Source organism: Bacillus sp. CD3-5 (assembly GCF_006349665.1).
Taxonomy (GTDB): Bacteria; Bacillota; Bacilli; order Bacillales; family Bacillaceae_G; genus Bacillus_A; species Bacillus_A paranthracis.
The window spans coordinates 144,442-157,979 of sequence record NZ_VEPX01000002.1; the positions used below are offsets into that span (position 1 = coordinate 144,442).

Genomic DNA, 13,538 nt, shown 5'->3' on the forward strand with positions numbered 1-13,538 from the left:
AATCATAAAGTGAAACTTTAATCAGTAGGTGTTTTTTTATGAATGAATATTTACAGACTCGCTATATTATTAGCGGTAGCGCATGTATAGCCCTTCTTATTTCTTACTTTCTATTCACTTGAACTACCCCCACTTAACACTCTAACGAGCTGTTTGAAGTGGGGGATTCCTACGAACACTAAGGTATCCCTCAGTTTTATGAGTAGGCAATCCCCGTAATCCCTACGGTTAGCAGCCTTATGGCCTCTTTTCTCAGATTTTCCGCTGCATTCACATCTCTATCATGATACATACCACAAGAAGGACACTTCCATTCACGCAGGTTTAGGCTTTTCACATCTTTATTTTTGTAGTCGCAATGCGAACAGGTTTGGGAACTAGCGAATGTTTTTGACACCACAATCACTTTTTTCCCATACCAGCTTGCCTTATACAACAACATCGCTTTGAATTGTGCCCATGATACTTCTTGAATCGATTTCGCTAGTTTGTGATTCTGTAACATATTCGATACTTGCAAATCTTCTATCCCAATCACATCGTGGTTTTTGATGATCCTTGTAGAGAGTTTTTGCAAGTAATCCGTTCTTGCATTTTTGATTCGTTCATGAATACGAGCGACTTTCATTCGCTGTTTATTCCAATTCGCTCCGCCTTTTGTACGTCTAGATAGAATACGCTGGGCATGAGCGAGTTTCTTTTCTAATACCCGAGACCATTTTGGATTACCGAATACCTCACCCGTTGAAAGAATAGCAAAGTTTTTCACCCCAACATCTATACCAACAGTGGAATCGGTCTTCGGCAATTCTTGTACTTCTGCTTCAGCAAGAATCGAGACAAAATATTTTCCACTTGGATTCCTTCTGACAGTAGCACTCAAAATTTGTCCTTCTATCTCACGACTTTTGACAAATTTGACAAAACCAAGTTTCGGTAACTTCAATTTATTATCTATAATCGCAATGTTTCCATTTGTATGTTTCGTTGTATAGGATTGGACTTTATTGTTTTTCGATTTAAACCGAGGTGCTTTGTTTTGTTTTTTGAAGAATCTTGCATACGAGTCAGCTAGGTTGTGAAGAGAAGATTGAAGAGCGATACTGTCCACTTCTTTTAGCCATACAAATTCTTTTTTGAGAATAGGTAATTGCGAAGAACAAGTGCCATAGGATAACCCTTTTCCTGTTTCTTTATACCTATCATTCCACTTTTCCAAAAAGTAGTTAAATACAAATCGTGAACAACCAATTGTTTTCGTAATAGCTATTTTTTGTTCTAAACTAGGATAGATCCGAAACTGATACGCTTTATGGATAAGCACCGCTTTTCACCTCACTTCCTTTTTATTTGTTTACAATCTTTTTCATGATATACGTGGGAACGATATCATGATATAACCAAATAATACTGATCACGTATTATTTCTTCTTTTTTGTCGAAAGTCCTCTGTCCCTTTCAAAAAAATACAAATGAAACAATTTCGTAGATGTAAAAATTCCTCTGAGCTATAACATTTTCTTTCTATAGGAACGAACTGATTACGATACCGGTACCTTATACTGATTCTTCACCAAAAAGAACCTTTAGGCTGTTGCCTAACCGTCATTCAGCTCCCACCTACTCATTGGAACACGTCCTACCCATTCCTTGAGGTGGGAGTTTTCTGTCGGGAAATGATAAAGTGAAGCTTTAATCAGTGAGGGCTTGGCTTCATCCCCCACTGATTATTAGCCCACATCAATCGGACATCTCCTGCGTAACTTCTTTTCTTTATGTAGGGAGTCCTACTGTCCGCAAATAGCAGCATAAAAAAGCTACTTGAAAATTCATTTCAAGTAGCTTTTTTATTATTCTGCTAAATACATAAATCCGATTGCACCCGGACCTGTATGAGTACTAATAATAGGCGTTGTAAAGAAAATTTCTGATTTAGCAAATCCACTTACTTTTTCAACAGCCGCTTTTACATTTTCAGCTAAAGGAATTGCTTTCGCATGCGGAATTGCCACAGCTTTTACAACTTTTCCAGCTGTATCTTCCTCAAATAACTTAGCTAACGTTTTTACAATTTGACCTTGGCTACGCACTTTCGTTACAGGGTTATAAACACCCTCTTCAAGGCTAGCAATTGGCTTTATATTAAGTAGCGAACCGATAAACGCTTTTCCTTTACCGATACGCCCACCCTTCACTAAGTTTTCTAATGTATCTACTACTACATATAATCGAGTATTCTTCCTTACTTCATCTACACGTTTTAAAATTTCTTCTAGTGAGCGTCCTTCATTTGCCATTTTCGCAGCTTCAACTACTTGATATGCTAAAGCATGTGTAATAAATTGCGAATCAACAACTGTTACTTTTGTGTCGGTCATTGATGCAGCACTATTTGCAGTTGCCACAGTACCACTCATTCCACTTGTCATATGAATGGAAAGTACTTCACTTCCATCTTCCCCTAACTTGTCATACATTTCTACAAATGTACCCATTGCTGGTTGTGATGTTTTTGGTAGTTCCTCTGATTTAATCATTTCTTCAATAAATTCATCTGGTTGTAGATCAACGCGATCTAAATATGTTTGTCCATTTACAGAGATTGATAATGGTAGAACATGGATGTCATACTTCTCAATTACCTCTTGTGATAAATCTGCCGTTGAATCTGTTACAATTTTAATTTTTTGCATATTATATTCTTCCCTTTCCAATACGCTCTCCTTGTTATTATACTAGTATTCCCATTGCTTTCAACAATTTGAAACGAAATTTCATTAAATTAATTATATTTTTATATCTAAAATGAAAAAGACAGAGCTCTTAACCCTGTCCCCACTCTATATTATGCATTTTTTTCAAGAGTATTTGTTTTATATACATTTAAATAATCATTCCACTTCAAACAATTTTGTAAATATTCACGGAAAGAATACGAAAATCTTGGGTGCTTTTGTTTTTGAATTTTTGCAATAAATAATTGAAGACGAGACTGTATTAGAAACGATAATGGATGCTGCGCTTGTAGGACAGGGATTTCAAATATTTTAATACACTCCCCTGTTGAATGAGTGAAATAAAAACTTTTCGTAATCACAATATCAATCCTCTTTTTCATTGGATTTTTGAACTTCTTCTACTTTACGCTGTAACACGTTGTTTAAAGTGGCGACTCCTATGAATACAAAAGTATCCTTAGACAATCTCTGTAGTCCTTATGGTTAGAAGATTTATACTCTATTCATCTTCACCTAATCCATCCCCCACCCTAAATTCCTAATAAGATAAGGACTCGTTATCCGTATATTGCTTAATATATTCAGTATAAACTTATAAAAGCGCAAAGTTTGTCTAAATTTTGGAGATTCTATAATTTTTTTCTTCTCTATATTGTATACGTTTATAACTAGAGTATAACAAATAAATAAAAAAAGTGCCTTTATAACGAGGCACTTTTCGACTGAATTTCTTCTTCTCTTTTCTTTTTTCGCTTACTAACAATCTTTGATAAAGCGATACTAATTTCATAAATACAAATAAGCGGTACCGCAACTAAACTATGTGATAAAAAATCTGGCGGTGATATACACGATGCAATGATAATCAATGCTACGTAAGCATACCTTCTTATTTTTATTAGAAATTCCGCCGTCAATAGTCCAATACTCGTTAAAAACATTACTACTACTGGCAATTCAAAAATTACAGCAAATGGAACTGTTAAATTAAGAACAAAATGAAAATACTTTTCTGTCGTAAACATCGTATTAAACATTTCATTACCTATCGTAGTTAAAAAATGAAATAAAAACGGCATTACAACGAAATATCCAAAGCATAAACCTGCAATAAATAATATAGACAATACCGGTATATACATTAACGTCATCTTTTGTTCATTTGGATGTAAACCCGGTTTTACAAATAACCAAATTTGTATAGCAGCAAAAGGAATTGTACAAACGATAGCAAATACTGTAGCAATCGAGAAAAAAATCCACAATACATCACTTGGACCGAGAACAGTTAATTTCATTGGTAAATCTTTTACAAGCCAAAAATAAATATCCTTCGTAAAAGTAAACCCAACAATTAAAAATAGTACAAAGGATAACACGGTATATATTACTCGTTTGCGAAGCTCAACTATATGTTCTACTACACTCATTTCCCGATCTTCCATCTCGTTCACCACACTTTATTTATCCATTTCGAAGAAAATTCATTACATTTTTTCTTTCTTTTCCTTCTCTTGAAATGCATCATCAGTCAATTCTTTCGTTGATTTTTTAAATTCTTTTAACGTTTCCCCTAAAGCCTTTCCGATTTCCGGCAATTTTTTCGGCCCAAATAAAATAAGTACAGCTACTAAAATTAAAATTAATCCTGGAAAGCCAATATTTGAAAACATTTCTCCATCCCCTTTATTAGTAGATTCCTTGTCCTACTATTGCATAATTTTATTTTGTCAAAAAAGTTTGAAAACGTCAACAAAACCATTACCTTTTGTCAAAAAAATTCAAAAATATAATCAATTATACAAATTTCATTTTCTATTGCTCTTGTGTATGATATGGTAAGGGAAAAGACATATTATTTTATCCCGCTTTAACGGGTAGTAAGAACCATCACCTTAAAATTCAGTGCAAGCAAAGAAGTTACGTGGGGGGTGGGCTGCCCGTAAAAGCCCGATTGATTCAACTAATAATCAGTGGGGGATGCCCCCCACTGATTAAAGTTTCACTTTATAATAATAGAAAGGATTACCATTATGACTGAAAAAATGACACGAATGACACAATTTGTGAAAGAAGAAATTGCAAATGCAATTACACATGGTATCGGTGCCATTTTAAGCATCCCTGCCTTAATCATATTGATTATTCATGCCTCTAAACATGGTACCGCATCTGCTGTTGTTGCATTTACGGTTTACGGTGTAAGCATGTTCTTACTGTACTTGTTTTCGACATTGTTACATAGCATTCACCATCCAAAAGTAGAAAAATTATTTACTATACTAGATCACTCAGCCATTTATTTATTAATCGCTGGCACATATACTCCTTTTTTACTTATTACGCTTCGTGGACCATTAGGTTGGACGTTACTCGCAATTATATGGACACTAGCAATCGGGGGTATCATCTTCAAAATTTTCTTTGTACGTCGCTTTATTAAGGCATCGACGCTATGTTATATCATAATGGGATGGCTCATAATCGTTGCTATTAAACCACTTTATGAAAATCTAACTGGACATGGTTTTTCACTCCTTTTAGCAGGCGGAATTTTATATTCTGTAGGAGCTATATTCTTCCTTTGGGAAAAGTTACCTTTCAACCATGCCATTTGGCATCTTTTCGTATTAGGTGGTAGTGCGATGATGTTCTTCTGCGTACTCTTTTACGTCTTACCTACAGCATAATAAAAAAGGTTTCAGCTTAATGTAAGCTGAAACCTTTTTTATTACTTATGTAATTGTGATGCGATAACATCCTGTGTATACTTCGTTAACTCTTTAATATCCATAGTCGCATACTCTTCAGGTGTAATCGGCTTAGAAATTGTTACTGTTGCACGAGCTCGCTTCATACGATTTCCATTTGCTTCAAACATTTTATATGTCCCATCTAATGTTACAGGTAAGATTGCTACACCAGATTTTACAGCAAGATGAAAACTCCCAGCCTTAAACTCTCCAATTTCGCCACCCTTACTTCTCGTTCCTTCAGGGAAAATTACGATAGAATGTCCATTCTTCAATAGTTCAATCCCATCTTTAATCGCTTGAAGTGACTGGCGACGATCGCTACGATCCATAAATACACAATTCATAAGTTCCATCCAAGTTGGTACAACTGGGAATTTTTTAATCTCTGCCTTTGAAACGAAGCCAATTGGTTTATTTAAATAACCTAGTAAAACAGGGATATCCATATTACTCTGGTGATTACTTACAACTAGTACCGGCTTATCTTTCGGAACATTTTCAAGTCCTTTAACTTCTACTGTTCCTCCAGCTACACGTACCATTTTCTTACCAAACCAATTTGTCGTTTTGTACACAGCATTATCTTTTTTTTGTGGCGACATCGTATTTACTTGTCTTTTAAGACGCCACATTCTCGGTGTAATCGCAATTACGATTAAAATTAAATAAAAGATTTTAAAAAACGTTTGAATCATACAGAACCCCCACCTATTATCATTCCGACCTTCATTATACTAGACAAACGAAGGAAAAAGAAGAAAAAATGTCCAAACAACAAGTGTTTGGACATTTTTAAGTATGATATATTAGAAACGTTTTGCTAATTCACGAGCATTAGCAATTGCTGCTTCTTTAATTTCTTGTGCTTTTTCAGGGTTTGCATTCATACCTTCAACTGCAATATATTCAGTATCATTTACACCGACAAATCCTAATACAGTTTTTAAGTGATTGCGTCCGAAGTCTACAGCTGCGTATGCTCCTTCAGAATATACGCCACCTGTTGCTTGAATGTGAAGTGCTTTTTTACCTTCTAACAAGCCAACTGGACCATTTTCAGTATATTTGAATGTTTTACCTGCGATTGCTACGTTGTCTAAGTATGCTTTTACTACTGGTGGGTAGCTAAAGTTCCACATTGGAGTTACAAATACATAACGATCTGCATTCATAAATGTTTCTAAGTTTGTGTTCATTGCTGCAACTTTTTGTTGTTGAGCTTCAGTTAAAGCTTCAAATCCTTCACCTGCTGCAAATTTACCCCAAGCAGCGAATACATCTGCATCGATTGCTGGTACTGTAGTATTGAATAAATCAATTGTTACAACTTCATCTTGTGGATGTTCGTTTTTATAAGCTTCGATGAATGCTTCCCCTACTGCCATTCCGAAAGAACCTTCTGCTGAATTTGGATTTGCTGTAATAAATAGTACTTTTGTCATTGTATTCTCTCCCTTTTCTACATTTTATCTTTAATTTGAGATTTATAATTTTAAAGTAAATAACTTACCTTATGTAAGTATAATACAAAAAGTTTCATTCGATGTCAATAAAAAATAGCTACTTTTTTTTCGTAAGTTAATGATTTATTTTGTTTCCTTAAAATTCAGTATATAGATATTAAGAATTCTTTCATAGAAAAAGGTTAGCTCTACAAATTATAGAGCTAACCTTTTATTACATATTATTTTTGAAATACATGTTTTACTTTTTCAGCTGGAATATTACTTCCGCCTCTACCTTTTACATCTTCAATCATCATAGTAATAACCATATCTGGTGAATTTAAATCAAATGCAGCGAACCAGCCTAGTTCTTTTCCTTCAGCCTCTTTTGATACTTTTAATTCCGCTGTACCTGTTTTTCCAGCAAGAGTCATGCCATCAATTTTAGCAATTTTCCCAGTACCATCTGGATCATTAATTACTTTCGTCATAGCAGTTTTTAATATATCCTGATTACCTTTTGAAATGACATTCTCTTTCCAAACTTTTGGCTGCTTATCTGTTTTAATAATGTATGGAGAAGGTATGTTTCCATCATTAACAATTGGTGCGTACGTTAATGCTAGATGGAGTGGTGTCATTAATACTTGGCCTTGTCCATAACCTGTGTCTGCCATTTGAATATCATTTTTAATACTATCATTTGCGATTTTAGAAGCTGGGAATCCATATTCAATTGGTAATTTCTCATCGAATCCAAATTTTTTCGCTTCACTCATAAATTTGTCTTTTCCGATTTTCAAAGCTTCTTGTGCGAAATAAATATTATCCGAGTATTTCATCGCCTTATCAAAATCAATCGGATTTGCATCTTTTACACGAGTTACATAATAATTACCCCAAGAAGAATCTTTTGTCCATTTTAATCCTTCAATTTTTAACTCTTCTTTTGGATCAATTGTTTTCGTTTCAAGACCGATTGCAGCTGTAATCGGCTTAAATACAGATCCTGGAACTGATAATTGTGTAAATCGATTCGTCATCGGTTTTTTCGGATCATTATTTACCGCATCACGTTGCGCTTTTGACGCCCCTCTTGTAAGGGTATTTGGGTTATAAGCTGGTGTGCTCACAAGTGCAAGTGTTTCTCCAGTCTTTGGATTAATTGCTGCACTTGATCCTACCTCATTTTTCATTTCATTATAAATTTCGCTTTGAACTGCACTGTCAATCGTTAAAGTTACATTTTCTCCATCAACAGCATCTGTTTTTGCTAAATTTTTAATTTCTTTTCCTTGTGCATCTTCTATGAAGACACGACCGCCTTTTTTACCGCGTAACTTTTCTTCCAGTACTTGCTCTAAACCAGCTTTACCTACTGGATCATCTGCTTGATAGCCTTTCTTTTGTAGCGTTTTTAAATCTTCAGCATTCACTTTTCCAATATAGCCAGTAAGATGTGCTGCTTCTTCTCCTAATGGATATGAACGAACATTGACTGGCTTTGTTGCAACACCTGGTAAATCTATGTACGTATTTTGAGTTGCTCCTTCAGGCAATATTCCAATTGGTACAAGGTAATTTGGTTTTACCCATTTCGCTGCTAGTTTTTGATCAATTTCTTCGACAGACATATTTAGCAACTTTGCTACCGTTTCTTTCGTTTGCGGAGCTGCATCCCCTAATTTTTCAGGAATCAATCCGATTTCAGAAGCTTTACCATTTACCGCAAGATATTTACCGTTACGGTCATATATTTCTCCGCGCTTCGGCTGCGTCGTTTGCATACGCACTTTACTATCTTTCGTCATACCTGGGAATATAAAATCAGGAGTCCAATCTATTTTCCAAGATTCTTTATCTCCATCCTTTTCTTTCACCATTTTTGCTTCATGGGCAAAATTGATTTTACCACCAACAGTATCCATGCTTACTTTAAAAGGAACAGGACCTTCATCTTTTTTATCTTCTTTTACTTCTCCTGCTTCTACTTTTAAGTCTTTCACTTCAATGCCAGAATAAATTTTTTCATATTTCTCAGTGAATTCTTTCTTTGAAATATCTTTTTTTGCCTTTTCTGATAATTGATCATACATTTCTGCAAATTTTTGTTTATTCCATGCTTTTGCATATGTATCAAATGCTTCTTGTGGTTTTTCTTCTTTACCACATCCGACTAACATGAATGTTAAGCAAAGAAAAAGAATCCCCCATATTTTTCTCAATCGATTCTCCTCCTCTTTCTATCTTAATACTCTTGAAAATTTTAGCATTTTTACATGCTACCATTCATTATAGCACTATCGAATCTCATCTATAAACCTATATTAATGGATACAAATAAAAAGATTGATGCGAATATTCACATCAATCTTTTTATTATTGTTGCTTTTCATATACATGATAATAGTACGTATACGGATTTTTTTCATCCGTTAAACCTTTTTCAACAAAAATTTCTTTCCAATTTGTCATATCCATTTCTGGAAAGAATGTATCTCCTTCAAATGCATGATGGATTTTTGTTATATATAACTTATCTACATAAGGTAAAAAGAGATCATAAATTTGCGCTCCGCCAAAAATAAAAATCTCTTCTTCATTTTTGCATAGCTCAAACACTTCTTCTACAGAATGTGCTACTTCACAGCCTTCAACATGATACCCTTCATTACGAGTTACAATAATATTACGTCTTCCAGGCAGTGGTCTACCAATCGCTTCATAGTTTTTTCTTCCCATAATAAGCGAATGACCCATCGTTGTTTTCTTTACATATTGTAATTCACTCGGTAAACGCCAAGGCAAATTATTATCTTTACCAATTACTCGATTTTCGTCCATTGCGACCATAAATGAAACTATCATCTTTTCATCTCCTCTACAATTACACTGCAACCGGTGCTTTAATTGCTGGGTGTGGATCATATCCTTCAATCGTTAAGTCTTCCATTTCAAAATCAAACACAGATTTCACATCTGGATTTAATGTAAGTTTCGGGAATGGACGTGGTTCACGTGCCAATTGCTTTTCTACTTGCTCAAAATGATTCGTATAAATGTGTGCATCTCCAATTGTATGAACAAATTCTCCCACTTCAAGTCCGCATTCATGTGCAATTAAATGTGTCAGCAGTGAGTAACTTGCAATGTTAAATGGAATTCCAAGGAATATGTCACCACTTCTTTGATATAGCTGACAAGAAAGTTTGCCATCTGCTACATAAAATTGGAATAACGTATGACAAGGTGGTAATGCCATACTTGGTACATCTTCAGGATTCCAAGCAGAAACAATTAGGCGACGCGAATCTGGTGTTTTTTTAATCATTTCAATTACATCTTTTAATTGGTCAAGCGTCTCACCAGCTGTCGTTTTCCAGGCACGCCACTGCTTACCGTATACGTCTCCTAAATAACCATATTTATTTGAGAAATCATCATCTTCTAAAACGTTCTTTTTAAACAATTCCATTTGCTCATCGTACTGAATCTTAAATTCCTCATCTTGTTGTGAGCGAAGACCGAAATCAGTCATGTCAGGACCCGTATACTCGTCACTTTCTACCCAACTCTTAAATGCCCATTCATTCCAAATGTTATTATTATGCTGCAATAAATAACGAATATTTGTATCACCTTTCATAAACCAAAGCAATTCACTTGCTACAAGGCGAAACGGCACTCTCTTTGTCGTTAATAAAGGAAAACCTTTACTTAAATCAAAACGCATTTGATATCCAAATACAGATACAGTGCCTGTCCCTGTACGGTCTTCTTTCTTCGTACCATGCTCCATTACATGGCGGCATAAATTTAAGTATTCATTTTCAGCATGTTTCATATGTAGAAAAACCTTCTTTCAATCTTATATGGAATTTATCATACCATGAAAAACAGTAAATTTAATCATCATAATCAATAAAAAATATTTCTATATTAACAGAATTCTACTGCTTTATATTTTTACAAAATGTAAATTTATAATCACCTGACCCTAAATCTCTTTCAATATTATGCTCTGCTTTCCAATTCATTTCGTCTATCCGTAATGTAGCACTCGTATTAGGTGGTACATATACATGTAAAGATGCTCGTTCCATTTCTAAACGCCACTCAATCTTAATTTCTCCATAAGCTGTTTCACGTTTCACTTTAATCCATTCTAAATTTGAATCAAAATGTGGTTGTACATAAAAATGTTTATATGCAGGTTTGGCTTCATCCACTTCTAATCCAACAATATAACGGTATATCCACTCAACGATAGAGCCATATGCATAATGATTGTAAGAATTCATACTATCATTCCAAAGGGTTCCATCCTCTTTCACACCATCCCAATGTTCCCAAATCGTTGTGGCACCTCGTTTCACTTGGTATAACCATGATGGATAATCTTCATGAAATAGAAGCTTACAAGCAAGGTCATAACGGTTAAACTTGCTTAATATTAAATTTAAATACGGTGTTCCTATAAAACCTGTTGTTAAATGATTTTTATTTGCTTTTAAAAGCTCAATTAATCGATTAAATACTTTCTCCTTTACATTATCTTTCACTAGTTCAAAAAGAAGTACTAATATGTGGGCTGTTTGGGTATTTGAAATTAACCTACCATTCGGTGTAACGAATTCATTTTGAAACGCTTGAACAATATTTCCATGTAGCTCAGCATAAAACTTAGCATCTGTATTTTCACCTAAAATCTCAGCAACCTTTCGTAAAAGCGATGTAGAATACGCGTAATAAGCTGTCGCAATAAAATGCTTGTCTGTTCCGCCTTCATATACATCAGGTTTCGTATCTAATGCGAGCCAATCCCCTAAATGATAGCCTGTATCCCATAAATACTCATTTTCACCTTGTGAACGTATGTAATCTATATACTTCTTCATACTGTCATATTGCTCTTTTAAAATGGATACATCTCCGTAATGTAAATAGTGAACCCATGGACAAATAATTGCTGCATCGCCCCAACCGCCAGAAGTATGTAAATCAAAATCCGCTCTTTTCCCAAATGCATCTGGAATAACTAAGGGCACAGCTCCATTCACATTTTGATCTAATGATAAATCTTGGAGCCACTTTTTAAAGAACAATTGTACATCCATAATTTGTGTAGCTGTTCCAATGAACATTTGTGCATCTCCAGTCCATCCGAGTCGATCGTCCCGCTGCGGACAATCTGTTGGCACATCAAAAAAGTTCCCTCTTTGAGACCATTCCACATTATGATGAAGTTGATTGATTAATGGATTGGACGTTTCAAATTCTGACGCTTTTTCCATGTCAGTATGTAATACAATCCCTTCAAAATCTGCTATTTGAGGTGGCTGAGTTAATCCACTTATTTTCACATACCTAAAGCCTTGATATGTAAAATGAGGTTCAAACGTTTCCTCCTCTCCTCCTTTTGCTATATACACTATTTTTTGTTTTGCCTTGCGGAGATTCCCAGTATAAAAGCTACCGTCTTTATTCAATATTTCAGCATGATGCAATTCAATCTTTTGTCCAATATAAACATGATGGACTGTAAAACGCATCCATCCTACCATATTTTGTCCCATATCAATAAGCCATTCATGATTTGATAGTTTTGAAATAGCAATTGGTTTTATTATTTTCATTTTGCGAATCGCTTTATTTTCTTGTGCAACAATTATTTGTTTGGAATACTCAATTATTTCAACATCTTCTAGCACTTGCCCACTTTCCTCAAGCCTAGCATCGTATACTTCACCTTCATAAATTTCTGAGTACAAAATAGGGCTTGGAGTTACTTTCCATGATTCATCTGTTACAATTTTTTCTTTCGTTCCATCTTCATATGTTATATGTATTTGAGCAATTATCGCACGTCTTTTCCCGTAATAATTACGTACATGCTGCATAGTAATCGGCCCTTTATACCAGCCGTTACCAACCAAAGTAGAAATATCATTATGCCCAATATTTAATACAGGGGTTATATCATATGTTTGATACAATACCCTTTTATCATAACTTGTCCATCCAGGTGTAAAATAACAATTTCCAATACGTTCACCATTTATAGAAGACTCGTATAACCCTAAACTTGTGATATATAAACGTGCTTTTTTAACTAATTTTTTAATAGAAAAGCTTTTATGAAAAGACATAACTTGCGTGCGCTCTTTTTTCGCAGCAATCCATTTTCCGCTCCAGTTACCTTGCCCTTGTAATCCAGTCTCCCAAAATGCTACTTCTGACCAAGCTGACTCTTCTTCATGATTATCCCATGCCTTCACTCGATAAAAATAGCATGTTTCCGTACTATATGAAAACGAATTGATTGGTATATATAAACTTTGATCTGTCTCTACCTTCTGCGAATCAAATACTATAGTTTTAAACCCTCTATCCTTCGCAACCTGCAATTGATACGCAAGTTGTTTTACATTTCGGTTACTCGACTCGAGTTGCCAACTAATTTTAACAACTTGCGTATCTATACCTATCGGATTATTTTTATTATTACAGAGCAATTTCTTTATTGTTAGCACACTTCTTCACCGTCTTTTCTAAATTTTAATTTAAATTAATTATAATAAAAATAAAATTCTAAATAA

General features: G+C 34.6%; 12 protein-coding genes. 1 reads left to right on the plus strand and 11 read right to left on the minus strand.

The genetic code is table 11. The features are described 5' to 3' along the window. Positions 1–196: 196 nt before the first annotated feature. The 5 genes from tnpB to FH036_RS05785 form a co-directional block, all read right to left on the minus strand. Entirely contained in the window at positions 197–1,324 is a 1,128-nt protein-coding gene (gene tnpB, locus FH036_RS05765; protein ID WP_139895494.1) for an IS200/IS605 family element RNA-guided endonuclease TnpB, read from the minus strand. A 526-nt stretch (positions 1,325–1,850) separates the two neighbouring features. After that, positions 1,851–2,693 (minus strand): DegV family protein, encoded by an 843-nt coding sequence (locus FH036_RS05770; RefSeq protein WP_041184214.1) that lies wholly within the window; start codon positions 2,691–2,693, stop codon positions 1,851–1,853. Between the two features lie 152 nt (positions 2,694–2,845). Next, complete coding sequence (locus FH036_RS05775; RefSeq protein ID WP_000629015.1) at positions 2,846–3,097, minus strand: DUF2535 family protein; 252 nt, start codon at positions 3,095–3,097, stop codon at positions 2,846–2,848. 342 nt (positions 3,098–3,439) lie between these two features. After that, complete coding sequence (tatC, locus tag FH036_RS05780) at positions 3,440–4,183, minus strand: twin-arginine translocase subunit TatC (protein ID WP_000390139.1); 744 nt, start codon at positions 4,181–4,183, stop codon at positions 3,440–3,442. A gap of 42 nt (positions 4,184–4,225) precedes the next feature. Next, complete coding sequence (locus tag FH036_RS05785; RefSeq protein WP_000492443.1) at positions 4,226–4,411, minus strand: twin-arginine translocase TatA/TatE family subunit; 186 nt, start codon at positions 4,409–4,411, stop codon at positions 4,226–4,228. A 360-nt stretch (positions 4,412–4,771) separates the two neighbouring features. On the opposite strand from FH036_RS05785, the gene trhA reads away from it, so the two are divergent. Continuing rightward, complete coding sequence (gene trhA, locus FH036_RS05790; RefSeq protein ID WP_000136894.1) at positions 4,772–5,428, plus strand: PAQR family membrane homeostasis protein TrhA; 657 nt, start codon at positions 4,772–4,774, stop codon at positions 5,426–5,428. A gap of 41 nt (positions 5,429–5,469) precedes the next feature. On the opposite strand, the gene FH036_RS05795 is transcribed toward trhA, so the two are convergent. The 6 genes from FH036_RS05795 to FH036_RS05820 form a co-directional block, all read right to left on the minus strand. Then, positions 5,470–6,189, minus strand: a complete 720-nt coding sequence (locus FH036_RS05795; protein ID WP_139895495.1) for a lysophospholipid acyltransferase family protein — start codon at positions 6,187–6,189, stop codon at positions 5,470–5,472. A gap of 111 nt (positions 6,190–6,300) precedes the next feature. Beyond that, positions 6,301–6,936, minus strand: a complete 636-nt coding sequence (locus tag FH036_RS05800) for an FMN-dependent NADH-azoreductase (RefSeq protein WP_000170021.1) — start codon at positions 6,934–6,936, stop codon at positions 6,301–6,303. Between the two features lie 242 nt (positions 6,937–7,178). After that, positions 7,179–9,164 carry a penicillin-binding protein 3 gene (gene pbpC, locus FH036_RS05805; protein WP_139895496.1) on the minus strand — a complete coding sequence of 662 codons (1,986 nt, stop codon included), beginning with the start codon at positions 9,162–9,164 and terminating at the stop codon, positions 7,179–7,181. A 154-nt stretch (positions 9,165–9,318) separates the two neighbouring features. Continuing rightward, a complete protein-coding gene (locus FH036_RS05810; protein WP_014893782.1) occupies positions 9,319–9,807 on the minus strand; it encodes a dihydrofolate reductase in 489 nt (162 codons plus the stop codon). 19 nt (positions 9,808–9,826) lie between these two features. After that, positions 9,827–10,783 (minus strand): thymidylate synthase, encoded by a 957-nt coding sequence (locus FH036_RS05815; RefSeq protein ID WP_044792536.1) that lies wholly within the window; start codon positions 10,781–10,783, stop codon positions 9,827–9,829. A 106-nt stretch (positions 10,784–10,889) separates the two neighbouring features. After that, the gene (locus tag FH036_RS05820; protein WP_139895497.1) at positions 10,890–13,472 is read right to left on the minus strand and encodes an alpha-L-rhamnosidase; all 2,583 of its coding nucleotides are present in this window, start codon (positions 13,470–13,472) and stop codon (positions 10,890–10,892) included. Between the last annotated feature and the right edge of the window lie 66 nt (positions 13,473–13,538).

Excerpts from the sequence above, each read along its gene's own strand:
- FH036_RS05770 (WP_041184214.1), bottom strand. The coding sequence starts at position 2,693 with ATGCAAAAAATTAAAATTGTAACAGATTCAACGGCAGATTTATCACAA.
- tatC (WP_000390139.1), bottom strand. The coding sequence starts at position 4,183 with ATGGAAGATCGGGAAATGAGTGTAGTAGAACATATAGTTGAGCTTCGC.
- FH036_RS05785 (WP_000492443.1), bottom strand. The coding sequence starts at position 4,411 with ATGTTTTCAAATATTGGCTTTCCAGGATTAATTTTAATTTTAGTAGCT.
- trhA (WP_000136894.1), top strand. The coding sequence starts at position 4,772 with ATGACTGAAAAAATGACACGAATGACACAATTTGTGAAAGAAGAAATT.
- FH036_RS05795 (WP_139895495.1), bottom strand. The coding sequence starts at position 6,189 with ATGATTCAAACGTTTTTTAAAATCTTTTATTTAATTTTAATCGTAATT.
- FH036_RS05800 (WP_000170021.1), bottom strand. The coding sequence starts at position 6,936 with ATGACAAAAGTACTATTTATTACAGCAAATCCAAATTCAGCAGAAGGT.
- FH036_RS05810 (WP_014893782.1), bottom strand. The coding sequence starts at position 9,807 with ATGATAGTTTCATTTATGGTCGCAATGGACGAAAATCGAGTAATTGGT.
- FH036_RS05815 (WP_044792536.1), bottom strand. The coding sequence starts at position 10,783 with ATGAAACATGCTGAAAATGAATACTTAAATTTATGCCGCCATGTAATG.